23 protein-coding genes are annotated in these 24,516 nt (G+C 42.5%); 6 read left to right on the forward strand and 17 right to left on the reverse strand.

The window, feature by feature from the left end; translation table 11 throughout:
- Positions 1–16: 16 nt before the first annotated feature.
- From PSF67_RS01970 to dsdC, 3 genes are all read right to left on the reverse strand, one after another.
- Positions 17–484 (reverse strand): hypothetical protein, encoded by a 468-nt coding sequence (locus tag PSF67_RS01970; protein WP_102138074.1) that lies wholly within the window; start codon positions 482–484, stop codon positions 17–19.
- 112 nt (positions 485–596) lie between these two features.
- Complete coding sequence (locus tag PSF67_RS01975; protein WP_231068752.1) at positions 597–1,619, reverse strand: LacI family DNA-binding transcriptional regulator; 1,023 nt, start codon at positions 1,617–1,619, stop codon at positions 597–599.
- A gap of 61 nt (positions 1,620–1,680) precedes the next feature.
- Positions 1,681–2,652, reverse strand: coding sequence for a DNA-binding transcriptional regulator DsdC (dsdC, locus tag PSF67_RS01980; protein ID WP_102138076.1), 972 nt, complete (start codon positions 2,650–2,652; stop codon positions 1,681–1,683).
- 216 nt (positions 2,653–2,868) lie between these two features.
- Between dsdC and dsdX the strand changes: the two genes are divergently transcribed.
- Both dsdX and PSF67_RS01990 read left to right on the forward strand, forming a co-directional pair.
- Positions 2,869–4,206 carry a D-serine transporter DsdX gene (gene dsdX / locus PSF67_RS01985; RefSeq protein ID WP_102138077.1) on the forward strand — a complete coding sequence of 446 codons (1,338 nt, stop codon included), beginning with the start codon at positions 2,869–2,871 and terminating at the stop codon, positions 4,204–4,206.
- Positions 4,207–4,218: 12 nt separating this feature from the next.
- Positions 4,219–5,553 (forward strand): D-serine ammonia-lyase, encoded by a 1,335-nt coding sequence (locus PSF67_RS01990; protein ID WP_102138078.1) that lies wholly within the window; start codon positions 4,219–4,221, stop codon positions 5,551–5,553.
- Positions 5,554–5,628: 75 nt separating this feature from the next.
- Here PSF67_RS01990 and PSF67_RS01995 read toward each other — a convergent pair whose 3' ends face one another.
- The 8 genes from PSF67_RS01995 to PSF67_RS02030 all read right to left on the reverse strand — a co-directional run bounded on the left by PSF67_RS01995 (position 5,629) and on the right by PSF67_RS02030 (position 13,707).
- Positions 5,629–6,141, reverse strand: coding sequence for a GNAT family N-acetyltransferase (locus PSF67_RS01995; RefSeq protein WP_272676442.1), 513 nt, complete (start codon positions 6,139–6,141; stop codon positions 5,629–5,631).
- The gene (locus tag PSF67_RS02000; RefSeq protein ID WP_102138080.1) at positions 6,138–6,425 is read right to left on the reverse strand and encodes a type II toxin-antitoxin system TacA family antitoxin; all 288 of its coding nucleotides are present in this window, start codon (positions 6,423–6,425) and stop codon (positions 6,138–6,140) included. Before PSF67_RS02000 ends, PSF67_RS01995 begins: the two co-directional genes overlap by 4 nt.
- A 248-nt stretch (positions 6,426–6,673) precedes the next feature.
- On the reverse strand, positions 6,674–7,729 hold the full coding sequence (locus PSF67_RS02005; protein ID WP_102138081.1) for an osmoprotectant NAGGN system M42 family peptidase: 1,056 nt from the start codon (positions 7,727–7,729) through the stop codon (positions 6,674–6,676).
- Positions 7,730–7,733: 4 nt separating this feature from the next.
- Positions 7,734–8,504 carry a FadR/GntR family transcriptional regulator gene (locus PSF67_RS02010; RefSeq protein WP_272676443.1) on the reverse strand — a complete coding sequence of 257 codons (771 nt, stop codon included), beginning with the start codon at positions 8,502–8,504 and terminating at the stop codon, positions 7,734–7,736.
- A gap of 30 nt (positions 8,505–8,534) precedes the next feature.
- Positions 8,535–9,338 (reverse strand): ABC transporter ATP-binding protein, encoded by an 804-nt coding sequence (locus PSF67_RS02015; RefSeq protein WP_166264184.1) that lies wholly within the window; start codon positions 9,336–9,338, stop codon positions 8,535–8,537.
- A complete protein-coding gene (locus PSF67_RS02020) occupies positions 9,338–11,152 on the reverse strand; it encodes a dipeptide/oligopeptide/nickel ABC transporter permease/ATP-binding protein (RefSeq protein WP_102138084.1) in 1,815 nt (604 codons plus the stop codon). The genes PSF67_RS02015 and PSF67_RS02020 overlap by 1 nt, the downstream gene beginning before the upstream one ends.
- The gene (locus PSF67_RS02025) at positions 11,149–12,096 is read right to left on the reverse strand and encodes an ABC transporter permease (protein ID WP_195697804.1); all 948 of its coding nucleotides are present in this window, start codon (positions 12,094–12,096) and stop codon (positions 11,149–11,151) included. Before PSF67_RS02025 ends, PSF67_RS02020 begins: the two co-directional genes overlap by 4 nt.
- A gap of 51 nt (positions 12,097–12,147) precedes the next feature.
- Complete coding sequence (locus PSF67_RS02030) at positions 12,148–13,707, reverse strand: ABC transporter substrate-binding protein (protein WP_272676444.1); 1,560 nt, start codon at positions 13,705–13,707, stop codon at positions 12,148–12,150.
- Between the two features lie 163 nt (positions 13,708–13,870).
- Here PSF67_RS02030 and PSF67_RS02035 point away from each other — a divergent pair, with 163 nt between their 5' ends.
- From PSF67_RS02035 to PSF67_RS02050, 4 genes are all read left to right on the forward strand, one after another.
- The gene (locus PSF67_RS02035) at positions 13,871–14,533 is read left to right on the forward strand and encodes a DUF1028 domain-containing protein (protein ID WP_102138087.1); all 663 of its coding nucleotides are present in this window, start codon (positions 13,871–13,873) and stop codon (positions 14,531–14,533) included.
- Between the two features lie 918 nt (positions 14,534–15,451).
- A complete protein-coding gene (locus tag PSF67_RS02040; protein WP_102138088.1) occupies positions 15,452–16,870 on the forward strand; it encodes an NAD(P)/FAD-dependent oxidoreductase in 1,419 nt (472 codons plus the stop codon).
- A gap of 123 nt (positions 16,871–16,993) precedes the next feature.
- Positions 16,994–17,497, forward strand: coding sequence for a RidA family protein (locus PSF67_RS02045; RefSeq protein WP_102138089.1), 504 nt, complete (start codon positions 16,994–16,996; stop codon positions 17,495–17,497).
- A 216-nt stretch (positions 17,498–17,713) separates the two neighbouring features.
- Positions 17,714–19,180 carry a hypothetical protein gene (locus tag PSF67_RS02050; RefSeq protein ID WP_272676445.1) on the forward strand — a complete coding sequence of 489 codons (1,467 nt, stop codon included), beginning with the start codon at positions 17,714–17,716 and terminating at the stop codon, positions 19,178–19,180.
- Between the two features lie 163 nt (positions 19,181–19,343).
- Here the strand turns inward: PSF67_RS02050 and PSF67_RS02055 are convergent, their stop codons facing one another.
- The 6 genes from PSF67_RS02055 to PSF67_RS02080 all read right to left on the reverse strand — a co-directional run bounded on the left by PSF67_RS02055 (position 19,344) and on the right by PSF67_RS02080 (position 24,500).
- Complete coding sequence (locus PSF67_RS02055; RefSeq protein ID WP_102138091.1) at positions 19,344–20,102, reverse strand: iron ABC transporter ATP-binding protein; 759 nt, start codon at positions 20,100–20,102, stop codon at positions 19,344–19,346.
- A 1-nt stretch (position 20,103) separates the two neighbouring features.
- A complete protein-coding gene (locus tag PSF67_RS02060; protein WP_195697808.1) occupies positions 20,104–21,087 on the reverse strand; it encodes an iron chelate uptake ABC transporter family permease subunit in 984 nt (327 codons plus the stop codon).
- Complete coding sequence (locus PSF67_RS02065) at positions 21,074–22,036, reverse strand: ABC transporter permease (protein ID WP_102138093.1); 963 nt, start codon at positions 22,034–22,036, stop codon at positions 21,074–21,076. Before PSF67_RS02065 ends, PSF67_RS02060 begins: the two co-directional genes overlap by 14 nt.
- A 3-nt stretch (positions 22,037–22,039) precedes the next feature.
- A complete protein-coding gene (locus tag PSF67_RS02070; protein ID WP_272676446.1) occupies positions 22,040–23,008 on the reverse strand; it encodes a siderophore ABC transporter substrate-binding protein in 969 nt (322 codons plus the stop codon).
- A 362-nt stretch (positions 23,009–23,370) separates the two neighbouring features.
- Entirely contained in the window at positions 23,371–23,643 is a 273-nt protein-coding gene (locus PSF67_RS02075; protein WP_102138095.1) for a helix-turn-helix domain-containing protein, read from the reverse strand.
- A gap of 14 nt (positions 23,644–23,657) precedes the next feature.
- On the reverse strand, positions 23,658–24,500 hold the full coding sequence (locus PSF67_RS02080) for an MrpH family fimbial adhesin (protein WP_195697809.1): 843 nt from the start codon (positions 24,498–24,500) through the stop codon (positions 23,658–23,660).
- Between the last annotated feature and the right edge of the window lie 16 nt (positions 24,501–24,516).

Raw genomic sequence — 24,516 nt, forward strand, 5'->3', positions numbered from 1 at the left:
TTTGCCTATTTACCCATCAATGCTCATGAGCGCGTCCCGGGCGAGCAACACTGCTTCGTTCACACTCCGTCAGAAATTGGATAGAATTCAGTTTACTGGTCGATGGCGCTAAATAATATAACCCCACTGTTTTTTGAGTTGGTGAGTAAATTTCCAACATGCCATTAACATCAGAATAATAATCACCTTTATTTATCACGATGTTAAAGTCTTTTATTTTCTCAACACGTCGCTGCTCTGTACTTTTCACTAGCGGATAACTCATATACTCATAGCCAACAAAATCAACAATATTGACCTGACCATTATTGAAAAAGACTTGTACCTTACTTGCCCCTGTTGGAAAGGTAAATTTGCCGTTACGTTCTAATGTGATGTGATTATAACTTTGGTCTACTTGGCAGGTATACTCTTTGACCTGACTTCTGGTGCTACAACCCGCTAAAACAAGGCTAGCTAGCAATAATATCCCTATCTTTTTCATATGTTCCCTATGCTCTCAAAATGGTTATAATTTAGTCTACACACCAGTATACATGTAATAAACCTTAAGCTAAATTGGTAAATGGTAACCAAATTTTAAGAGCCGTTAAAAACTACAATGTCGTTGATTTACGGATCAGTAGTTCCCCATTAAATAAGTATTGCACTGGGGGTTTATCTGGGTCTTCCAGTTTTTCTAGCAAGCACTCCACCGCCTTGTGCCCCATTTCCGCTGTCGGTTGTGACACCGAAGTCACCCCTTGCCCAGCTAATGCAGCCCATTCGAGGTTATCGAAACTTAAAAAACCAATATCTGTCCCCCAACGTAGCCCTTGCTTATTCATGACATATGCCAACTGCAAGGTCAGCACGCCATTGGCGGCGACAATCACTTTGCGCATACCACGATGTGCCGTACAAAAATCAGCAACGATGGCTTCTAATTTTGCCGGGTCAGGCAAGGTCACTTCATGAAATTCGCTTTGAATATGTTGATGGCTCTGCGATAACGCTTGGAATGTCTGTAAACGCTCCTGACGTGCGCTGTTATACACAATCGGCTCAGTCACGAAGCAAATCGCTTCGAACCCTTGTTCAATCAGATGATTAAAGGCCATTTGCGCAGAAGCAGGGTTATCTAACCCAACCATATCACTGGGAAAGTTATCGATTTTTCTATCTAATAAGACAAAAGGAAGCGTGGTTTCTTTCAACACATCAATGAATTGCTCATTAACACCCGCTGAATTTATAATAAGCCCATCCACGCGGTAACCTTTTAGTAGCTGAATAAATTGGCATTCACGCTCAATGCTATTATTGGCATTGCAAACCACTGTCATAAAACCTTGTTTGATTGACTCGGCTTCCACCCCTTTTAGGACTTCAACAGAGAATGGGTTACCGATATCGGCAATAATCAAGCCAATCAAGCCTGTCCGCCCATGTTTCAAGCTACGTGCCATTTGGTTGGGGCGATAGTTTAATTCACGGATGGCACTTTCAATACGTTGACGCAAATTATCTGAAAGCAAATGGAATTCACCATTCAAATAACGTGAGATACTGGTTTTCCCTGCCTGAGCTTTGGCAGCGACATCTTTGATCGTGGCAACTTTTTGCGTTTTCGGGGCCATAGCTTGCGGTTTTTCCATTCTCTAAAAACATCACCAAGTGGTTATCTTACTCGAGTAAGCGTCATTTTACTTGTGATATTGCGTTAACTTGCTGTTTTAACCATTGAATAAAAATATCTGCCTTCGGATTACGTTTATCATTAAGCATCGCAAAATAGTGGCGTTGTTCACACTTCAGCGAAATATCGCCAAATGGCATTACTAGCTCTTGCCGCTTAAGACGTTTTTCAACCAATTGTTTACGCCCCATGGCTACACCTGCATGGTTCATGGCGGCAACAATCGCTAGATCAGAACGATCAAAACATAAGTTTCGGCGATGAGGAAACAACGTTAATTGGTAATACTCACTCCACGCCTTCCATTCATCATAGTCAGAGTTACTACTCCATGCTTGCCTATCATGCAATAAAGTACAATTTTTCAATTGGTGCATATTATTAAGTAAATCATGCTGTTCTGCATATTGTGGGCTACAAACTGGGACAATTGATTCTGACATTAAATCTTCACAATATAAGTTTGGCCGAGTGATATCATCATAATAAATAGCAACATCAATACCATAACCTCGAAAATTAACGTCATCGTTCCCTGTTAATAGATTCAATTGAATCGAGGGGTATTGATGAGCAAAATCCGCAATTTTGGGAATTAACCAGCACTGAGCGATGGATGGTCGCGAATATACCGTAAGTTCACCCGAGATTTCTTGGTTCTTGATATCAATGATTTCTTGGTTAATATCATCCAAATTTTTGCGTAGAGCCCAGTAAATCCGCTCACCATCAACCGTCAATTCAATGCGCCGATGAAAACGTTCAAATAATTTAAACCCCAATTCCCCTTCTAACGTGTTAATTCGGTGGCTAACTGCACTAGGCGTTAACGCCAGTTCCTGTGCCGCCAATGCAAAAGAGCAGTGCCGTGCCGCCGCTTCAAAGGTATGTAGACGCGATAGCTGATAACTTGATAACCGTTTATTCCACTGAATAAATCCAGATTGCTCAAATTGATTGAAATGTGCTGACACAACGCCTCCGATAAAAACAATGACCCCCAATGATCTCTACAATACCCATTTTAAGATGAATTAGGGTGACTCAAATGCACTAATCTCCATTTTATATGACTAATATCACACCCTTGAGTTAATTTAGCTCATCTAAACCATATGTTTCATCGTTTGTCACCTTTGAATATTTATTATCCAATAGAAGAACAACAACAAGATGATCAGGGGTAGGATATGGACTCTACAATGTGGATGATTGGTACTTTAGTTATCAGTATTTTACTAATCATCGTTTCAATTATTAAATTTAAGTTTCATCCCTTTTTAGCACTTTTACTCGCCAGCTTCTTTGTCGGTATCTCCATGCAAATGAACCCATTAGAGATGGTCAGCGCCATCGAAAATGGCATTGGCGGTACGCTTGGTTTTTTAGCAGCCATTATTGGGTTGGGTACCATACTCGGCAAAATGATGGAAATTTCAGGTGCCGCTGAACGCATCGGGGTCACTTTACAAAAAAGCCGCTGGTTGACGCCTGACGTTACCATGGTGCTAATTGGGTTAATCTGCGGTATTACGCTGTTTGTTGAGGTTGGTGTGGTGTTACTGATCCCACTCGCATTTTCCATTGCCAAAAGAACCAATACCTCGTTATTAAAACTGGCTATCCCATTATGCACCGCTCTGATGGCCGTCCATTGCATCGTACCGCCACACCCTGCTGCCCTATTTGTCACAAATGAATTGGGGGCTGACATTGGTACGGTGATTGTCGCAGGGTTAGCGGTAGGCTTAGTCGCCTCATTAGTCGGTGGGCCACTGTTCCTCAAATTCTTAGGTGACCGCTTACCATTTAAAACTGTGCCGGAAGCCTTCTCTGACCTTGAAGTACGTGAAGAAAAAGACTTACCTTCTTTAGGTGCCACACTATTCACGGTGTTACTGCCAATTGCTCTCATGTTAATCAAGACAGCCGCTGACTTGAACATGAGCAAAGACAGCCAGTTATTTACCTTATTACAGTTTATTGGTAACCCAATAACCGCTATGTTTATTGCTGCTTTTGTCGCTTATTACATGTTAGGTATTCGACGTAATATGGGTATGAGCGTATTACTCAGCAAAACCGAAGAGAGTTTTAGCTCAATTGCTAATATCTTATTGATTATCGGGGCAGGAGGGGCATTTAACGGCATCTTAAAAGGCAGTGGACTGAGCGACTCCTTAGCGATGGTGTTATCGGGCATTGATATGCACCCCATCTTGCTGGCCTGGCTAGTCGCCATTATTCTTCATGCCGCTGTCGGTTCTGCCACCGTTGCGATGATGGGCGCAACCGCGATTGTGGCTCCATTAATGCCAATGTACCCACACATTAGCCCAGAAATCATGACATTAGCCATTGGCTCCGGCGCAATTGGCTGCACTATCGTCACTGACTCGTTGTTCTGGTTAGTTAAACAGTACTGTAATGCCACTTTAGCCGAAACATTCCGTTTTTATAGTGTCGCCACGTTGATTGCGTCTTTCGTCGCGCTGGCAGGGACTTTTGCACTTTCATTTGTGATTTAAAAGAGAGTAATTATGACTCAGATAAATGTTGATAAGTTAATTGCTGACTACCCTTTAGTTCAGGACTTAATCGATTTAAAGCCAATTGCGTGGTTCAACCCAAATGTCACGACAACACAAGCGGGTTTGCCTTATGTCGGGCTAACCATTGAAGATGTGCAAGACGCAGAAGCGCGATTAAACCGCTTTGCGCCTTATTTGATGAAAGCCTTTCCTGAAACCCAAGCCACACAAGGGATCATAGAATCCGAAGTGGTCACTATTCCACAGATGCAAGCCGCTCTTGCAGCTCGCTACCAAACGCCAATTACTGGGAAAATATTACTTAAAAAAGATAGCCACCTGCCAATTTCAGGGTCAATCAAAGCTCGGGGCGGCATCTATGAAGTCCTCACCCATGCGGAAAAACTCGCCTTAGCAGCCGGTATTTTATCAACAGACGATAATTACGAAATTTTATTTTCTGAACAATTTCGTCAATTCTTTAGCCAATACCGCATCGCGGTAGGCTCAACCGGCAACCTGGGCATGTCTATCGGCATTATGAGCGCTAAACTCGGTTTTAGTGTCAGTGTGCATATGTCCGCTGATGCCAGACAGTGGAAAAAAGATAAATTGCGTTCACATGGCGTGAATGTGGTGGAATACGAGCAAGATTACAGCATTGCCGTCGAACAAGGCCGTAAAGAAGCCGAAAAAGACCCGAACTGCTTTTTTATTGATGATGAAAACTCTACCACCTTATTTTTAGGTTATGCCGTGGCAGGCTTGCGCTTGAAAAAACAATTTGCAGACCAAGGTGTTACCGTAGATAACGACCACCCGCTGTTTGTCTATTTACCCTGCGGTGTCGGGGGTGGCCCCGGTGGTGTCGCTTTCGGGTTAAAACTCGCCTTTGGGGATGCCGTCCACTGCTTATTCGCTGAACCAACCCACTCACCTTGTATGCTGCTAGGAGTACATACTGGCCTGCATGATGGAGTCTCTGTTCAAGAAATTGGTATCGATAATATCACCGCCGCAGACGGCCTTGCGGTTGGTCGTGCATCAGGCTTTGTAGGACGCGCAATGGAGCGGTTAATTGATGGTTATTACACCATCGAAGATAGCGAAATGTATAACCTGTTAGGCTTACTCAACCAGACAGAGTCTATTAAATTAGAACCGTCGGCCTTGGCGGGTATGACTGGCTGCGTGCATGTCACGCAAAACACCGATTATTTGCAATCAAAAGCACTCACACCAACGAAACTAGCTAACGCAACACATCTGGTATGGGCAACGGGTGGTGGTATGGTTCCTGCAGATGAAATGCAAAAATATTTATCACAAGCCAATCTAAACTAATAATTAACATGTTCAAAGCCCTCTTACATTCAATGATATGAGGGCTTTGATAAAAACTCGGGATCCCAAGCTTGGTCAGTTCGGGTGAATACCCAATGCGAATTGTAGATCGGCAAGCGTTATCATCAACATCATAGAGTCAAGTGGTGAAGGGACGAAACCAATGTGCTCATAGAACCGTTTAGCATTGTCCGTTAATGCGTGAACCACAACCCCTCGAATGCCCACCAGCCCAGAAGCCTGAATAACACGATGACAGGCATCTTTAACTAACCCCCTACCAACTCCAAGACCTTTCGCCCTTGTATCTACAGCTAGCCTGCCGAGTAAGATGACGGGAATGTCAGAGGGCATGTTGCGGCGAAATCGCCCAACGGCTTGATTGGTGCTCACAACCCCGGTGGACAAGGCATAGTAACCCATTACTTGGTTATCCGAAGTGGTCACAAAAGTGCGCGAGGCCCCTGAGTTTTGATAACTCATTGCCCGGTTTTTTAACCAGAGATCCAATGCCTCTTCACCAGAGGAAAACCCTTCCAGTAAATGGCCTGTTTTTAGTGGTTCTGGCGCTGTTAGCTTCAATGTCATTCCTCCCAAGGGGATTTAGACATCATCGTTTTCCTCAATGCCTCATTACTACTCGGCGCAGCATCAAGCTGGCTGATAAATTCTTGGTAAACCTCGGCGCTGACGTTAATCACCCGCAGATCGGCCAGCGTTTCTTCAGCTGCACGCCGCGCTGCTTCCAGAACAAATTCGGTACGGTTTTTTCCCACAGCATTCGCAGCACGGTCGATCAGGATTTTGTCTTCCGGTTTTATTCTCAGGTTAAGAGATGAGCGAGTCACGGCAACATCATTTTGAGTCGACATATCGACCTCCCAATTGATTGCTTACTCAGCTAAGCATACAGAAATGTAATGTCGTTGTCATTACATTGTAAATACAAGATTGTCGTACCATGTATTTATGACGTAAATATCACATTGATTTAACAGTGAAATTAATAAAAAAATCAAAAAACTGACATGAGTGAAATCCCCCAATAGCTGGGCAACCAATTATTAGGGGTCACTTAATGAGAAGAGGGCTTTTTACCATCAACCGCACATTATTCGCTTTATAATGATTGCCCCGGTAATGGCACTAAATCACTTTCAATATAGCGTCTTACTAACGTCGCAAGCGCGACTAATGAGTCAAGATGCGTTCTTTCCCAGCCGTGGGAACTGTCTAGAGCAAAACAGGCTAAAGCCGCACGAATATCCCACCCTGCATCAATCGCGGCGGCACTATCCGAACGATAATGTTTAAACGTATCGCGGACGTGAGGAATATCATACTGCTGACATAGCTGCAATAAATGCCGTGTAATGGCTAAATCAAACGGCCCGGTTCTGTCACGAAAAGCTAAAGTGAGTGCGTCATCCCGTGTGGTTTGGTCTGGGGCAGAAACAGAGTTATCAATCGCTAATAATTCTTGAACCTGCGGACCAAAACCGTGTGTTCCGCCAATACCGACCTCTTCTGAAATCGTGAACATCATCTGGCAAGGCACCGCTGGCACAATGCCATCATCCACCAGTGATTTTAATGCAGCTAACATCACCGCGCAGCCAGCTTTGTCATCTAAATGACGAGAAACAATAAAACCGTTGTCAATGAATTCGGGTTGCGCATCAACCGCAACAATATCACCGACATTTAAGCCATGGGATTGCAAATCAGCGAAGTTATAACAGGGGGCATCAAGGCGAATTTCTAAATTATCCCAATCGGCTATTTGGGTATCAACTTCAGTATTAAAGCGATGCCCAGAGGCTTTTAATGGCAAAATCGTGCCGCGATATTGGTGATTGTCACTAAATACCGTCACCCTTGCACCTTCCGCAAAACGCGCTGCCCATGTACCTGTATTACGCAGAGCCAAACGCCCATTCGGTTTGAGTTGTGTCACCATCGCCCCTAACGTATCAAGGTGGGCGGCTAATGCACGTTTAGGCTCTTCAGAGCCAAGCGTGATATATAACACCCCACGGCGTGTGTATTTCGGTGTGAACCCCAACTCAGTCAACCATTGGTGAGTTTGCGCCACGGCTTGCTCCGTCATACCAACCGGGCTAGGCGTACATAACAATGTTTTTAATACAGAGGTCAGATATACTTTATCTATCATTATATTACCTATCTTCACTTAAAAAACGTTCTTGCAATGTGGCTTGCAGCGCTAACATGGCTTGTTCTGCGTAAGCCATATGAGCTTCCATCACCGATTGGACTTTTGCGGCATCTTTACGGCGTAATGCTTCGATTAATTGATATTGGTATTCAATGCCTTGGCGTCTATCGACAGGCTCAGGTTTTAAATAAATATCCTTACAAACCGCTAAATCTTTGAGTAAACGCTGTAAAAAATGGCAAATAAACACTAATAAAACGTTGTCGGAATAGCTGGCAACCACGGCATGAAAATCCAGTTCGGCCATCCGCTGTTGCCAGCGTTCGTTTTCATCTACGGGTTCATGGTCATAAATGGCGATGGTATCGTACAGCTTTTGAATACCCTCATTATCAATGTTGTCAATCGCACTAACGGCAACCACTGGTTCGAGTAATTTACGTAGCGTATAAATATCTTTGATTGATATATCCCGCGTAAACAAATAGTTCGATAACAAACTCATTGCTCGGGATTCAGTCATGGAATCAATAAACGCGCCACCACCCGGCCCGGTTTTCGTTTTAATTAATCCTTGAACTTCTAATGATTTCAGTGCTTCTCGCACCGTACTTTTGCTGGCGTTATAATGTTCAATCAGTTCTTTTTCTTGTGGCAAACGGTCACCGGGTATGAGGTTATCGGCCATGATAGTTTCTTTTATTGCATTGACGATTTCATCAGTCCGCTTAATACGTACTGGCTCTATTGTCTTCGGCTTATTGGTGCTCATATTAGGTTCTCAACTGGTTTAAATTATTTTCTAAACGACTGAATCAACACGAATACGTGGGGCACTCGCCAATAAATTTCGCGTATATTCATGCTCCGGCGCGGCAAATAAGCTGCGGGTATCTCGACATTCTAGCAAATCCCCTAAATAGAGTACGGCAACTCTATCTGCTATCGATTCCACTACCGCTAAATCGTGGCTAATAAATAAATACGACAACGAAAACTGTTGTTTAAGTTGTTCTAATAACAACAAGACTTGCGCTTGCACCGAAACATCCAACGCACTAACTGGCTCATCAAGGACTAATATCCGCGCATCTGCGGCTAAGGCTCTCGCAATCGCTAGCCGCTGTGCCTGTCCTCCCGAAAACTCATGGGGATAGCAAGCTAACGCGTCAATTGGCATATTGACGGCCTCAAGTAATTCCGCCAAGCGTTTCGCCCTTTGTGATGCATTCATGTGCTTTAAGTATTTCAAGGGAACCGTTAATGTTTCCCCAATCGTTTTACGTGGGTTCAAAGATGCGACAGGGTCTTGAAAAACATACTGAATAGCTTGCCCAAACGCACGAGCACCTTGCTGCAGCCACTCGGCTCGAGTCTGCCCTAATACGGTAATTTCCCCCGAGGTTTCACGCTCCAACCCAACTAAAATACGCGCTAAGGTGCTTTTTCCAGAACCACTCTCCCCTACAACAGCAAGTGTTTCGCCTTCATAGAGCGATAATGAAATGTTTTTTAGTGCATGAACTTGGCGCCCTCGGGGGTGAAATAGGCTCTTCGGCTGCCCGAAGGTTTTCACCAACTGATTAACCTCAATCACTTTTTTCATTAAGCCTCCTGCGTTGATGCTAAATCATTACCATTAGGCTGATGACCATAGAGTTGTTGAACCTGCTTTAAAAACCCACGCCCTTCCCCTAACTTCGGTACACTGGCGATCAGACGTTGTGTGTAAGGATGCTGAGGCTGACGTAATACCGTTTGCGTATCCCCCGTTTCGACTATCTCACCTTGCTGCATCACCGCAACACGGTCGCAAATTTGATTAATAACCGCGAAGTCATGGGTAATAAATAAGAGCGCAACACCGCGTTCACGGCGTAGTTGGTTGAGTAACTCTAAAATACGCGCCTGGACCGTGACGTCTAATGCGGTGGTCGGCTCGTCGGCAATAATCAACACCGGGTCATTGGCCAACGCCATCGCGATCCCTACCCGCTGGCGCTGCCCGCCCGAGAGTTCATGGGGATAGGCATCAAAACGTTCTTGCGCATCAGGGATCCCAACACTATCCAATAATTCGATAGCTTTATTTTTCGCCTCATAGAGTGACAAAGACTGGTGAGCAGTGATGGCCTCACGCAATTGCACACCAATGGTAAATTGCGGATGGAGTGTCGTCAGTGGGTCTTGGAAAATATAGGACACCTTCGCACCACGACGGCGCTGCATAACGGATAATGGCAATGACAACATTTCTTCATGTTCTACATAAATCCCCCCCGCGGTAATCAACGCAGGAGGCGATGCTAGCAGCCCCATCACAGACAAAGCCGTAACACTCTTACCTGAGCCGCTCTCCCCAATTAACCCTAAGCACTCCCCCGCCCCAACGGTAAAACTAATCCCTTTTACAGTCGGACGTAATTGATTTCCTTGGCGAAAAGCGACTGACAACTCTTTGACTTCTAATACCGCTTGTTTATCCCCTGTTTTCGCAGGAATATTAACTCTATCAGTCTGTGTCATCGGTTGTGAGCGCTGTAGAGCCCCTGATTTTAACCGGGGATCAAGAATGTCACGCACGCCATCCCCTAACAGGTTAAAGCTAATCACAATAAGAAAGATCATAATACCGGGTACCAATGCCACATGAGGAGCGACAAACATTTGTGCGCGCCCTTGCCCTAACATTGAACCTAAATCTGCATTCGGTGGCTGAGTCCCTAGCCCTAAAAATGACAAGCCCGCCGTCTCTAAGATCATCCAACCGATGGTCGTTGACATGGTAACCACAATAATTGGCAAGACATTCGGTAACACTTCCGTTAATAGCACTTGTAGGTGGTTTTTACCTGACAGCCTTGCTGCTTGAATAAAATCCCTATCACGCAAACCCACCGTTAACCCACGAATATTTCTCGCAAAAAAGGGAATATTGACCAATGCGATAGCATATAACGCATTGAGTAACCCTGGCCCAAGGACTGCGACAATCGCTAATGCCAATAGTATGTATGGAAATGCCATAAGCATATCAATACAACGCATCAATAATGTATCGGTGCGATGGCCTACATAGCCAGCCACCAAGCCAATCAGGGTGCCGAATATTGCCGCAATGAGCGTTGCTGAGATACCGACCAATAGGGATACTCGGGTTCCCCACAGCAATCGAGACAAAATATCTCGCCCTAAATGGTCTGTCCCTAATAAATGATCAGGAGAAAAAGCGGGAAGTAGCCGATTCACTAAATCGGTTTTATCTGGATCAGCAAGGGGGAGCCAAGGGGCTAAAAATGCCAAGAGCATAATGATAACTAAAATAAATAGCCCCAACGTTGCTAGACGGTTCGCCAATAATAACGAGCCGATCGATTGGCGATGACGATGCTGAATAACAGGGGTCACAGACTGGCTCATGATTTCAACCTCGGGTCTAACATGGCTTGCACAACATCCGCAAGCAAATTGATAAAGACATAGGACGCTGCCGCAATCAATACGCCCCCTTGGACTAAAAACAAGTCACGGGTTGCTACTGCCTTGACTAGCATGGCGCCTAGCCCCGGCCACTGAAAAACGGTTTCAATGTACACCGCACCACCAAAAACGAAACCCGCTTGGATACCAATGACTGGGATGACTGAAACCAGCGCCATACGAAATGCATGGCGGAAAATCACTCTGCGTTCGCTCAGCCCTTTAGCTCTGGCGGTACGAATGAAATCGAGCCTTAATACTTCTAACATTGCCGTACGTGTCAAACGCGCTATCACTCCTGTCGCAACCAATGAAAGCGTTACAGCAGGTAAAACAAGGTGATGTAATAAATCGCTCAGGCCACCGCCTTGCCAAATATCATACATTCCAGATGCCGGAAACCATTGTAATTGAACAGAAAAAAGCATAATCATCAGTAAGCCTATCCAAAAAGATGGCATTGATATACCCAATAAAACAGCGAGTGTAATAAACCGATCACTCCAACTGAACTGACGAATGGCAGAAAAGACCCCCGCCAGCAGCCCTAGAATTGAGCTGAGTAACAACGCACTTCCGCCCAAAATTAACGTGGCAGAAAATCGCTCTAAAACCTCATCAACAACTGGACGGTTAAGGACAAATGAGCGGCCAAAGTCACCCGAAATTAAATTATTCATCCAAATAAAATATTGCTGATATAACGGCTTATCGAGCCCAAGCTCAACTTTGACTCTCGCCACATTTTCAGGAGTCGCCCAAGGGCCAAGCAACGCTTGAGCTGGGTCTCCAGGGATCATTGCCATGATAAAAAAGACAATTAACGTCAAACCAATCAGTATGGGTATGGTCGCTAAAACGCGTTTCAAACAGTATAACCACATAGTTTTTCCCCATAAAATCAAATGATTAATTGAATAATCAATTCACATTAATCAATCTTTACGAACGTCTTTAAGTAATAAATTAAAATTAGGCTGCAATTTGAAATGCTTAACATGCTCATTCGCGACCGCATTTTGCTTCCAATTCGCGACAAACAGCCAAGGTGCATCTTGATGAACAATTTTTTGTACTTGCCGATATAGCTGGGCGCGCTCCTCGAGGTTATTGGTGACTCGAGCTTTGTCTAATAACCTATCAAGCTGCTTGTTACTGTAATAACCGGAATTAAACCCGCCTTTATCTGGCCAAGAGGCGCTATGTAAGGTTAAAAAGGGTAAAGTATCTGGGTCATTCGTCATCCATGCCATTTCAGCCATGTGTGCTTGTTTGAGGCCTGCATTGACCTTGGATAGGTAGGTATTCCACTCAAAAGTTTGGATTTCGACAGATAACCCAACCGCTTTCAGGTCAGCTTGAATGGCGGTTGCCATGGGGATCGGGTCTAGCATCCCTGAGCCCCCTTCCGTGACATAAAAAATAACTTTTTGCCCTTGAGCCCCTGCTTCTGCTATCAATTGGCGTGCTTTTTCAGGGTCATAAGGATAAGCCTTTGTTTCTGCATCAAATGCCCAATCAAATGCCGATGGGATGGGCCCTTGTGCTACCCCCGCAGAGTCCTGAAGAATATATTTCACAATATTGTCTTTATTTACCGCATAGTTAACGGCTTGCCTCACACGCACATCATCAAACGGTGGTTGAGACGCATTGAGCATGGCATACCAAACATGAGGCCCTACCGCTTCATAAACATCAAAGCGGTCGTCATTAACAAATAGCGGGACATTATCAGCGGGTACCTCAACCATGGCATCAATCCCCCCTGCTAACATTTCTGCGACCCGAGTATTAGCGTCAGTAATAGGCCGAAAAACCACATGCTCTAAACTGGGTTTTCCATCCCAATAGTTTTCATTCGCGGATACGACCACCCTTTGGTTTGCGGTCCACTCATCAAATTTAAAAGGCCCTGTTCCACTGGGATGGCGGCTAAAGTCTTTGTCGTATTGTTTTACTGCTGTAGGTGAAACAATCAGCCCTGCCGGTGTCGCTAAGTTCGATAAAAACGGGGCAAACGGCTCTTTTAAGGTAAAAACGACGGTTCTGTCATCCAGGGTCGTTATCTTGTCTATCGCGGAGAAAAAAAACGATAATGGGAATGGCCCTGTATGGTAGTACGGGTGCTGGTTATCCAGCATTCGTTCAAACGTGAATTTGACGGCATCCGCATTGAATGGGCTGCCATCGTGAAATTTTATATCTTCGCGTAAATGGAAAGTATAGGTGAGGCCATCGTCACTAATAGACCATGACTGGGCTAAAGCAGGCTCAAGCGTTAATGTGCCATCGGCATTGCGAACTAACCCTTCATACAAGTTAACCAAAATTCGGGAATCATTCGCTGCTGTCGCCACTTGTGGGTCTAATGACTGCGGCTCAGCAACTTGCCCTAATAACAAGACATTAGGATGATTCACCGCCAATGTCGGTAGCGAAATAAAGCATAAAAGCCAAAGACTGGCTATCCATCTACATAAACGCATCTTCATTCGCGCCTCCCCGGGTGCTGACATTGCTATATGATTGTGAAGTGTGATTTGTGTCAATTTTGTTAATAATTTTATCTTTTTCTTTATTTATGATGATAAATTATATTTCAAGCAAGAATTTATGATGATAAATTTGATCAAGGTCTAATTTATGAGGTGTAAAATGACATTTTCAATTGTGGCGCGCTGCCCAGTGACAGGAAAAATAGGCGCAGCAACGGCAACAGGTGGCCCTGCTGTTGGTGCATTAGTCTTACATGGTGAAAGCCAAACAGGTGCAATCGCCACTCAAGCAATGACAAACCCTATTGCAGGACTAACAGGTATTGAATATTTGCAACAAGGTCATAATGCGAATAAAAGCTTAGATTACCTAGTGACACAAGATATTGGCTGCGAACAACGGCAATTGATTATTCTTGATAACCACGGTGGTACAGCCGATTGGACGGGACAAGATTGCTTACCTTGGTGTGGAAGTTTATCGGAGCCCAACTTCGCCATTGCTGGAAATATGTTAGCTGGTGAGCAGGTTCTGGATGCCATACATCAAAGCTATTATAAAAACGCCCATCAAGATCTGGCTGATAGGCTACTGATTGCCATGCAAGCAGGTGCAGATGAAGGCGGTGACTACCGGGGGATCCGTTCAGCTGCATTAAAAATATGGAATAACCGACAATATGCAGATATCGATATTCGCTGTGACTGGTCTGAAGCACCGTTATCCGCGCTTGTCACCATTCTTCAACAAGTCCGATCCGAGGATTATGCTAATTTTTTCGCACAAATTCCTACAGGGAATGAATATATCACTAATAATTGAACCTATCATGGTGCATATCGACTAATAAAGTAAAATAACTGAATGATATGTACCTAAAATAAAAAATAGCCATCCGCTAAATGACAATTAACCACATGAATCACGCTGTATTTTTTCTTATTACAATCAATTTAGCTTTTTATTCAATTTCCAATTCATTACTTAATCTTAATTATCTATTCTTGTTATACATTCTCTTAACTTTTATCTCTGATAGCCATCAAAAAATAAATGGTTATTTTTACAACATTAAAGATAATAGAAAATACCTATCTCTTTGAGTCTGTCTAATTCTATCTCATAAATGATGACGTTAATTAACCTTAGTAAATGCTAGGTTATTTTCTTCTGCTTATGTATTACACATAAAAAATAGAATGAACAACATTATCAACACGTTAAAAACAACCCTTACTATTAATATCATGAATGATATTTAGATAGGCCAGCCAAGCAATATTAAATAAACTTAAATTTTGTAGGTCTTACCAGATGGATAATTAATAATCAAATGAACAAAAATAACTCAAAGAGGTCATTAAAATTCCATTTATATATTATATTTCTCATTTTATAACTTAAGGGATATTCAGAACTTTCATCTATGGTGAAATATTAATCTCCTTCTTTGATCCCCTCATCAATTATTAACCTTAAGTTAAATTATCATATTTACACCTGTACACTTTTAATGACATTAACATTAAAAAAATATTAATTCTTACATCTCTAAAATAAAGTAATCACCGACAAAGCCTTTACAGCACTGAGCACATCAATTTACGTCACATTTCATTTCAATGATCTTTGTTAACAAATGCTACCGGCACTTAACAATTACAAAATATATGATAAGATCATCATCTCAATTTGAAATTATTTACTATATAAAAAACAAGATTGTTATTGAGGTTATAGATGAAAATCTCGAGAAGAAAGCTATTATTAGGGGTTGGTGCTGCTGGAGTTCTAGCAGGGGGTGCTGCAGTTGTTCCTATGATCAATCGTGAAGGTCGTTTTGAATCGACTAAATCACGTGTACCTGCTGTTGCTGGTACTGAAGGCAAATTACCTGAGTCTGCAGATGCAGTCATCATCGGTGCTGGCCTTCAAGGGATCATGACTGCAATTAACCTTGCAGAAAAAGGTCTTAATGTTGTTATCTGTGAAAAAGGTGTTGTCGGCGGTGAGCAATCAGGCCGTGCATACAGCCAAATCATCAGCTACAAGACCTCCCCAGCGATTTTCCCTTTACACCACTACGGGAAAATTCAATGGCTTGGAATGAACGAAAAAATCGGTGCTGACACCAGCTACCGTGTTCAAGGCCGTGTTGAAGTACCTTCTAGCGAAGAAGATTTAGAAATTTCAAGAGCGTGGATAAAATCTGCATCTGAAAACCCAGGTTTCGATACCCCATTACGTACCCGTATGATTGAAGGTACTGAACTGGCTAATCGTCTGGTTGATGCACAAACTCCATGGAAAATTGGTGGATTTGAAGAAGACTCAGGTAGCCTTGACCCAGAAGTTGTCACACCAACCATGGCAAACTACGCAAAATCAATCGGTATCCGCATCTACACCAATTGTGCAGTACGTGGTATCGAAACTGCAGGCGGTAAAATCTCTGATGTTGTCACAGAAAAAGGTGCAATCAAAACTTCTCGTGTTGTTCTGACGGGTGGTATTTGGTCGCGTCTGTTCATGGGTAACTTAGGTATTGACGTTCCAACACTGAACGTTTACCTGTCACAACAACGTATTACTGGCGTACCAGGTGCACCAAAAGGTAACGTACACTTACCTAATGGTATTCACTTCCGTGAACAAGCTGATGGCACCTACGCGGTTGCTCCACGTATCTTTACCAGCTCTATCGTTAAAGACAGCTTCCTGTTAGGACCAAGATTCCTGCACGTATTAGGCGGTGGAGAATTACCATTAGAGTTCTCTATTGGTAAAGACTTATTCAACTCCTTCATGATGGCAACATCTTGGAACTTAGATGAGAAGACACCATTCGAAGAGTTCCGTACAGCAACGAATACACCAAACAACGAACACTTAGATGGCGTTCTGGAAAGACTGAGAAAAGAATTCCCAGTATTTAAAGAGTCCAAAGTGGTTGAACGTTGGGGTGGTACCGTTGCGCCAACGGATGATGAAATTCCAATTATTTCAACAGTCGAGCAGTATCCAGGTTTAGTCATCAACACCGCAACAGGCTGGGGTATGACAGAAAGCCCTGCATCTGGTCGATTAACGGCTGAATTATTAATGGGCGAAAAACCATTTATCGACCCAACGCCGTACAAACTTTCTCGTTTTAACTAAAAAACGGGAAAAATAGCGATTTTTACTGTGGATCTATTAGTGAATAGTTTAAAGTTAAATGAAAGTTTAATTTTTGATAAAATTAATAGATCCTATTTACTTTGATAATGTTAAGGAGTTTACATGCGCTATAAAACTTTATTGCTTTCTCTGCCTTTGATTTTAGGTGTAGCAAGTGCGAATGCAGCTGATGATGTTAAACGCGTTCCAGTGAAAGGATTCCCTATCTCTGAATCAGTAGAAATCGGTGCGGGCAACAGCCTTATTTTCCTGAGCGGAAAAGTACCTTCTAAAATCTCTGCAGACGCTAAAGAAGGCGTTTTAGAGTCTTATGGTAATACCGAAGCACAAACTATCAACGTGTTAAAACAAATCCAAGCTAACCTTGAAGGTATGGGTTTGACCATGAACGACGTTGTTAAAATGCAAGTATTCTTAGTTGGTGGTGAAGAAACTCAAGGTACTATGGACTTTGCTGGCTTTATGGCTGGTTACAACAAGTTCTATGAGTCTGAGAAAGTAACTAATCTGCCAGCTCGTTCTACCTTCCAAGTCGCTAAACTGGCTAATCCAGCTTGGAGAGTAGAAATCGAAGTGACAGCGGTACGCCCAGCTGCAAAAAAATAAGTTATTCGATAACGAATAACTAAACGATAATGGGGCATAGCAATGTGCCTCGTTATATTACTTGCCTTTCTTCTATTGCCATATCTTTCAACATCCTCTCACAGATTGTTACTCTCGTTTCCTGTATGCTATTGCTTAAAGTTCTTCAATAAATAAACGTGCTATGCTGCGATTATCAATCGTAAACGTTAGTAATGGTATAAGACAAGGTAATGTATGATTAAAGAGTCTCTCAAGATCCATGGAAAAAAGCAGTTTGAAATCAAACAAAAAGTGTTGTTTCCACGTAAGTCTAAAGAGATCCGTTACCAAGTAGATACTTTTTTCTTTTTACCTTCATCATTACAGATTAACCCTGACCTCTATGCAGCATCAAACCTCCAGCGCAGCCTAAAGAACTATATTCGGCTACGCCCACTTACAGTAAAATTATCATCACTTACTGATGAAAACGGGGCATTGAATGAGCTAAAGCAGTGGCTACAGCAATATAACCCACAAAACTTACCTTCATTGGACGAATATGAAAATAGGCTAAAACGTTATGCTTTAACGTTCAAAAGAACGATCCGCTTGAACATTAAAATGGTAAGCCAAACTCCCCAACGGCAGACTCCCGAATATTTGACTGAGTTCATGGCAAATATCGCCAAATGTTTCTGTGCTTATCGGGAATTAGCCATTCCGTCAGCCAAAATTGAAGAAGCTATCCATTCCAATGCTTTTTCTTATTGTGACGAATTTATGACGTATTACACCATGAATTATTTACGTGATTTATTAGCAGATAAACAAATACCGTTACGCGAAGAAATACGTCATTTTTGGTACCAAGAGATGCGTTATTTGAAAAAGCAGTATCCTGATTGTTTTCCCAGTGATGAAACGGATGCTGAATTAGTCACATACCGCCGCAATTTATTGAAAAAATATATTAATCGTTATCTCTATTTAGAAATTCGTCATAAACGGGGACTTCCTCTTCTACTACACTCTATCTATGGTATTGCAGCTGCAATTTCAATGATTTTCGCGACTGTTATCGCCTTTTTCTGGCAAGGAAAATATGGTGCTTTAAGTGCCAACTTATTTTTAGCGATGATCATCGGCTATATCTTCAAAGATAGGCTAAAAGAAGTTGGCCGGGAGCAATTGTATCGGCTATTCCAAAAATGGATCCCTGACCGCCAATTGCGTATTTATCGGGAAGGTATTAAAGCACCTGTTGGTATCTGTAAGGAGTCCTTTCGTTTTATCAATGAAGCGATGCTTTCACCCGATATCCGTGAAATGCGGCAAAAATCCCATTGGGTTAATTTGGTCAATGTTCAACGTATGGAAGACATACTGTATTACCGAAAGGATGTGCTACTGCATAATCGCCAATCCGTCTTCGAAAAGAACCAATCTTCTATCGCCGATATTACTCGGTTCAATATTTCTGATTTTTTGAAACACATTGATATTAGTTATGAAGAGTTAACCGTCAATGATGATGAGCCCGCGATTATGGGAGAAAAGGTTTACCATATTTACCTTTGCCGTCGCATCACGATAAATAAAAAAACCTACAATGAGCTGGCGCGTTTAGTGGTAAATGCCGATGGGATAAAACGCTTAGAAATGTTGCAATCACTGGACTTGCTGACAACCGATGAAGACATTGAAATTTCACCGCAGTGAAGATTACCCCTTTTTATAAAAAATATTCTAACATTTAATTTTCTAAATCATTCGAACTGTAGCAAGGCGGCAAGAGAAGCTAATCCCTAGGAGCATACAAAAGTATGTGGCCCGGGGTAGCGAGCATAGCCAACACCGCTACAGCTCGAAGGATGACGAAAATTTAGTAGTAGAGAGCAATATACTGGTCATCCACCCTCTTAATATCAACCGGGGTATCAAAAATATCCTCAATAATTTCAGATTTCATGATCTCCTCAGGCTTACCGTGATAAGACAAACGGCCGTTTCTCAGTGCAACAATGTAGTCAGAATAAACTGACGCAAAGTTAATATCATGGATAACTAAAATAATCGTTTTTCCCAACTCGTCTGCGGCTTTACGCAGCAGTTTCATCATAATCACGGCATGCTTCATATCAAGATTATTCAATGGCTCATCGAGTAAAACATATTCTGTATCTTGGCATAAAACCATTGCCACATAGGCCCGTTGACGTTGACCACCCGATAATTCATCTAAATAACGGTGACGTAAATCTGATAAGTTTAGAAAAGAGAGTGACTCATCAATTTTCTTTTTATCATCAATGGTTAAACGACCTTTGGTATACGGGTAGCGCCCAAAACCGACCAACTCTTCAACCGTTAGTCGACTCGCAAATTGGTTCTCTTGGCGCAAAACAGATAAACATTTTGCGAGTTTATCACTCGGAGTTGTTGATACATCAAGTTCATTCACTTTGACATAGCCACCGTCATCGGGCTGTAACAAACGCCCGATAATCGACAACAGTGTTGATTTACCTGCACCATTAGGCCCGATGATTGAGGTAATACCGCTATTTTTAATTGTTGTTGTTACGTTATCTAAGACTTTAGTATCCTGATAACTTTTCGATATCTGACTAATTTCAATCATACTAAAACCTTCTTAACACCATATAAATAAAGAATATTCCACCGACAAACTCGATAACAACCGATAATGTCCCCGCCATATTTAGGCCATATTCAAGGATCAATTGACCACCAACCAGTGCAATGACACCAAGTAGAAAGGAAACGGGTAGCAAATAGCGGTGTTGGCTACTGCCAGCCACTAAGTAAGCTAAGTTCGCGACCATCAAGCCTAAGAATGTTAAAGGGCCAACCAGTGCCGTCGAAACAGCAACCAAGATTGAAATAAGCAACAAGATAACCGTGACTTGCTGGCGATAATTAATCCCTAAGTTCACCGCATTGGCTTGCCCTAACGCGATAACATCGAAACAATAGCGCATACGCCACAATAAAATGCCCACGACCGCAGTGATAAGCAGCGTGAATAGAATGAGCTCAGGTGTCCCTTTGGTAAAGGTGGCAAACATCCGGCTTTGTAAAATGGAAAACTCATTGGGATCCATTAAGCGCTGTAGCAATGTCGCTACACTGCGAAATAATGTGCCAAGAATAATACCCACCATCAATACTAGGTTGATATTCATTTTAACTGACACAAATAACCAGCGATAAAGCAGTACAGAGAACAGCACGAGTAGAGTGGACTCTAATAAAAACTTACCAATATTCAATAGCCAAGAGGATGGAAAGCTATCGGTATAGAAGACAAAAATGGTTTGTAATAATATAAATAATGCTTCCAATCCCATGATAGATGGAGTCAATATCTTATTATTAGCAATAGTTTGAAAGAGAACTGTTGAAACCCCTGAGGCAAAAGCCACCACGATCATGGTGAGAACAATATAGCCTCGGTGCGGCAAAATGTAGGCAAGATTACTGCCCAAATTGACCGTCATATAAAGAACAATGGATAACAATGACAATGCCAGTAGTATCCATATTCTTTGCAACGGAGTTACCCCTTTCCTAGGCAACGCTATTGATGAGTTAACTTTTTGCATAACGTTGTTGCTTCAACAATAAATATAAAAAAATCACCGCGCCAACAACACCTAAAATCACACTTGCAGGGATTTCAAATGGATAGCGAATTAAGCGCCCAATAATGTCACAGAGTAAAACTAAGCCACCACCAGCAAGACAAATCCATGGAATGGTTTTACGTATGTTATCGCCCATCACTAAGCTCACCAGATTTGGAATAATTAAGCCTAGGAAAGGTAATGCCCCGACCACCACGACCACCACACCACTGATTAAGGCGATAATCGATAAACCGATAGTCATCACTTTGCGATAATTTAGGCCAACATTAATTGAAAACTCACGTCCCATACCGGCAACCGTAAAGCTATCTGCAATCCAGCAAGCAATTAACGTTAATATTCCTACTAACCACAAGAGTTCATATCGACCTTGAATGATGCTAGAAAAGTCACCACTCATCCATGCACCAAGAGATTGCAATAAGTCGAAATAATAAGCAGTAAAGATGGTTAATGCGCTAATCACTGCACCTAACATAATCCCTACCAGAGGGACGATTAGTGCAGATTTTAAAATTACGCGGCGCAATAGCATCATAAACAGCATGGTACCAAGGAGTGCAAAACCGCTGGCGACCACCATCTTGGTCATAATACTCGCTGCTGGGAAAAGTACCATGACAACCAATAAACCTAAGCTGGCTGACTGGGTTGTTCCTGCAAGAGAAGGCTCCACAAAACGGTTTTGCGTTAATAATTGCATGATTAGACCTGCAACGCTCATCGCGCTACCGGCTAAAATCAAGGATATGGTTCGGGGAATTCGGCTAATAAAAAAGATGTCTTGCATCTCTGGGTCGGTGAAAAGCGAAACGGGTGACACGTCACCCGCTCCAATAAACAAGCTTAATACCGCTAAAACCAATAACGCGATAATTCCACAAAAAAGATAAAGCGTTTTCATCGGTTATTTTGCTTGGCTCTTCTCTAGTGCTGTATTGATGTCGTCCATTAGTTTAGAGTAGGTTTGGATCCCACCCGCGATATACACGGCAGTTGGGTCAAGGTAAGTAATTTGGCCTTTTTCCCATGCTGCTGTTTTTCTCACTAATGCGTTATCAAGTACCTCAGCGGCTGGCTGAGCATCAGATTTACCAATCGCACTATCACGGTCGATAACAAATAACCAATCTGGGTTCAATTTCACCAGTAATTCTGCATTAACGATATTACCGTGACGCCCTGTGTTTTCAGTAAATACATAAGCCGGTTCGAAACCTAACACATCAAAAATAAAGCCAAAACGTGAGCCTGGGCCATACGCGGAGATTTTACCACCACTGACTAAGATCACCATCGCTTTACCTGCTGTCGGTGCTTTAGCCTTGATACCTTCAATTTTTGTGTTGAAGTCAGCAATCAGTTTTTTGGCTTGTTCTTCTTTACCAAATAATGCGCCAAGCTCATTAGTACGCTCAGTTAAGCTACCAATAAAGTTTTTGTTATCAATGTCTAATGAAATAGTTGGAGCAACACCACTGAGTTTGTCATAGGCATCACGAGCACGGCTACCACCTAAAATCAGGTCAGGTTTAGCATTACTTAATGTTTCATAAGCAGGTTCAAATAATGTTCCGCCATTGACGTATTCAGAGCCGCTATATTTCGTTAAGAATTCAGGGAAGCGAACGTTGGTTTGTGGAACACCAGCAACCGGGGCTCCGAGTGCATCCATGATGTCCAGTGTTTCCATGTTCATCACCATAACTTTTTGCGGATGACGAGGAATTTCAGTTTTGCCTTGGGCATGTTCTACTGTGATAGTTTGTTTTTCTGCAACTTGAGCTGTTTCTGATGTGTCTTTCGCGTTATCACAACCCGCTAATACTAATGCTGATAACAAAGCAATACCCGAAACTAATGATTTTACAAACATCTAATTTCCTCCGTCCATCGATAAAAGTACTGATGATTAAATTTGGTGACCCATAATTTAGCGTATATTACACGCAAATAAGCGCAAATGATATTAGTTTGCATTTGCATTCGCTAAAAAGTTGTTACAACGCACAAAAACATCAATTTCATTCTATTGGTGGATAATTAAGAGAATTGCAAAAGTAAAACGATAGGGAAAATATTAAGGAATTAAGATGAGGAAACGGTGACTTGAAGATGGATATATTGATAGATAGATTGAATTTACAGTTAAACCTTGATGCCCTACTCATTTGTACAAAAGACAATACAAAACCGTAATCTCAACCTACCTATCACCACTAATCATTTAAAAACTCATTATTGTATATCATCCAAGTTCCCATGTTTATTAAGCTGGGAGCTAATATCTTCAAGGAACCAATCGATTGGGGTTCCCATTAAAAATGCAAGTTTGAACAGATGAAACAGGTCAATTTTAATTTTGCCTCTTTCGTAACGCGAGATCTGTTGTTGGCTAACACCTAGCAACTGAGCTAACTGAAAGCCTGTATATCCCAACTCTCTACGCTTTTCTAAGATCCTCTGACCTACCATATAATGGATTTTTTCACTACCATTTTCTGAATACATATTTTCACCATTTATTAAGGCACAGTTAAAATAAGGGCTGCAGCACCTTCAAACTGACCAGCTTGAACTCGGCCATTAGTGCCTAGCACGGCTTTGAGGGTGACCGAGTTTGTTCCACCTGCAGGCACATGGATTTTGTAACCATTTTCCCCAGGTGTATCGTTCCCACCTAAATACAAATTCGCATATAAGCTATTATCCGCCCGTAGATTTACACGACCATTTGTCACGTTAACACCAGTTGCAACCACCAAAACATCCATCGATAAGTTACATGTCACACTAATGTTCACTTGTTTTGATTGGCCAGCGAGATCGGCTTCACTAATTGGGCCAAAGTTGATATCCGGGACGGTATTGTTGATCTTACAAGCTCCAATTGGTGGAGGCGCAATACCACATAATGAGCCGGGAATTAACCCACCGTTACTTGTAACCCCTGTGCGATCTTGGTAAAACAGCCCCACACATTCCTGATTATTCTGTAGCCTAACCCCGGTATGAACAGCCCACTGTGTTGCTGGAGCTGTCGCCTTTGCCAAAACACCGGGTATATTCTGAACGTCACGCATATATTCATACCTAGAAATTTCAGCCAACTCGACGGTTGCCGCACCTGGTGTTCCATTAGCTGTATGCTTATGGCTTATGGTGAGATAGCATTTCGACCACCTAAAGCAAGGATTAGGCGTATTTGGCAATTCAGGATCCCAACGGGCAATCACATACTTATAATCTGCATCTCCGTTATTTGGGTTACTACCGGGTCTTGATTCAGTGATATAGGAAAAAACATAAGCTGATGCAGTAGATGAAAACATGACTGCACCAATTAATAGCGATAAAAAAACTTTCATATTAGTTCACAGCCTT

The organism is Providencia sp. PROV076, assembly GCF_028483405.1.
GTDB lineage: Bacteria > Pseudomonadota > Gammaproteobacteria > Enterobacterales > Enterobacteriaceae > Providencia > Providencia huaxiensis.

Coding starts and splice junctions, on each gene's coding strand:
- PSF67_RS01970 (WP_102138074.1), bottom strand. CDS start 484: ATGAAAAAGATAGGGATATTATTGCTAGCTAGCCTTGTTTTAGCGGGT.
- PSF67_RS01975 (WP_231068752.1), bottom strand. CDS start 1,619: ATGGCCCCGAAAACGCAAAAAGTTGCCACGATCAAAGATGTCGCTGCC.
- dsdX (WP_102138077.1), top strand. CDS start 2,869: ATGGACTCTACAATGTGGATGATTGGTACTTTAGTTATCAGTATTTTA.
- PSF67_RS01990 (WP_102138078.1), top strand. CDS start 4,219: ATGACTCAGATAAATGTTGATAAGTTAATTGCTGACTACCCTTTAGTT.
- PSF67_RS01995 (WP_272676442.1), bottom strand. CDS start 6,141: ATGACATTGAAGCTAACAGCGCCAGAACCACTAAAAACAGGCCATTTA.
- PSF67_RS02000 (WP_102138080.1), bottom strand. CDS start 6,425: ATGTCGACTCAAAATGATGTTGCCGTGACTCGCTCATCTCTTAACCTG.
- PSF67_RS02005 (WP_102138081.1), bottom strand. CDS start 7,729: ATGATAGATAAAGTATATCTGACCTCTGTATTAAAAACATTGTTATGT.
- PSF67_RS02010 (WP_272676443.1), bottom strand. CDS start 8,504: ATGAGCACCAATAAGCCGAAGACAATAGAGCCAGTACGTATTAAGCGG.
- PSF67_RS02015 (WP_166264184.1), bottom strand. CDS start 9,338: ATGAAAAAAGTGATTGAGGTTAATCAGTTGGTGAAAACCTTCGGGCAG.
- PSF67_RS02020 (WP_102138084.1), bottom strand. CDS start 11,152: ATGAGCCAGTCTGTGACCCCTGTTATTCAGCATCGTCATCGCCAATCG.
- PSF67_RS02025 (WP_195697804.1), bottom strand. CDS start 12,096: ATGTGGTTATACTGTTTGAAACGCGTTTTAGCGACCATACCCATACTG.
- PSF67_RS02030 (WP_272676444.1), bottom strand. CDS start 13,707: ATGAAGATGCGTTTATGTAGATGGATAGCCAGTCTTTGGCTTTTATGC.
- PSF67_RS02035 (WP_102138087.1), top strand. CDS start 13,871: ATGACATTTTCAATTGTGGCGCGCTGCCCAGTGACAGGAAAAATAGGC.
- PSF67_RS02040 (WP_102138088.1), top strand. CDS start 15,452: ATGAAAATCTCGAGAAGAAAGCTATTATTAGGGGTTGGTGCTGCTGGA.
- PSF67_RS02045 (WP_102138089.1), top strand. CDS start 16,994: ATGCGCTATAAAACTTTATTGCTTTCTCTGCCTTTGATTTTAGGTGTA.
- PSF67_RS02050 (WP_272676445.1), top strand. CDS start 17,714: ATGATTAAAGAGTCTCTCAAGATCCATGGAAAAAAGCAGTTTGAAATC.
- PSF67_RS02055 (WP_102138091.1), bottom strand. CDS start 20,102: ATGATTGAAATTAGTCAGATATCGAAAAGTTATCAGGATACTAAAGTC.
- PSF67_RS02060 (WP_195697808.1), bottom strand. CDS start 21,087: ATGCAAAAAGTTAACTCATCAATAGCGTTGCCTAGGAAAGGGGTAACT.
- PSF67_RS02065 (WP_102138093.1), bottom strand. CDS start 22,036: ATGAAAACGCTTTATCTTTTTTGTGGAATTATCGCGTTATTGGTTTTA.
- PSF67_RS02070 (WP_272676446.1), bottom strand. CDS start 23,008: ATGTTTGTAAAATCATTAGTTTCGGGTATTGCTTTGTTATCAGCATTA.
- PSF67_RS02075 (WP_102138095.1), bottom strand. CDS start 23,643: ATGTATTCAGAAAATGGTAGTGAAAAAATCCATTATATGGTAGGTCAG.
- PSF67_RS02080 (WP_195697809.1), bottom strand. CDS start 24,500: ATGAAAGTTTTTTTATCGCTATTAATTGGTGCAGTCATGTTTTCATCT.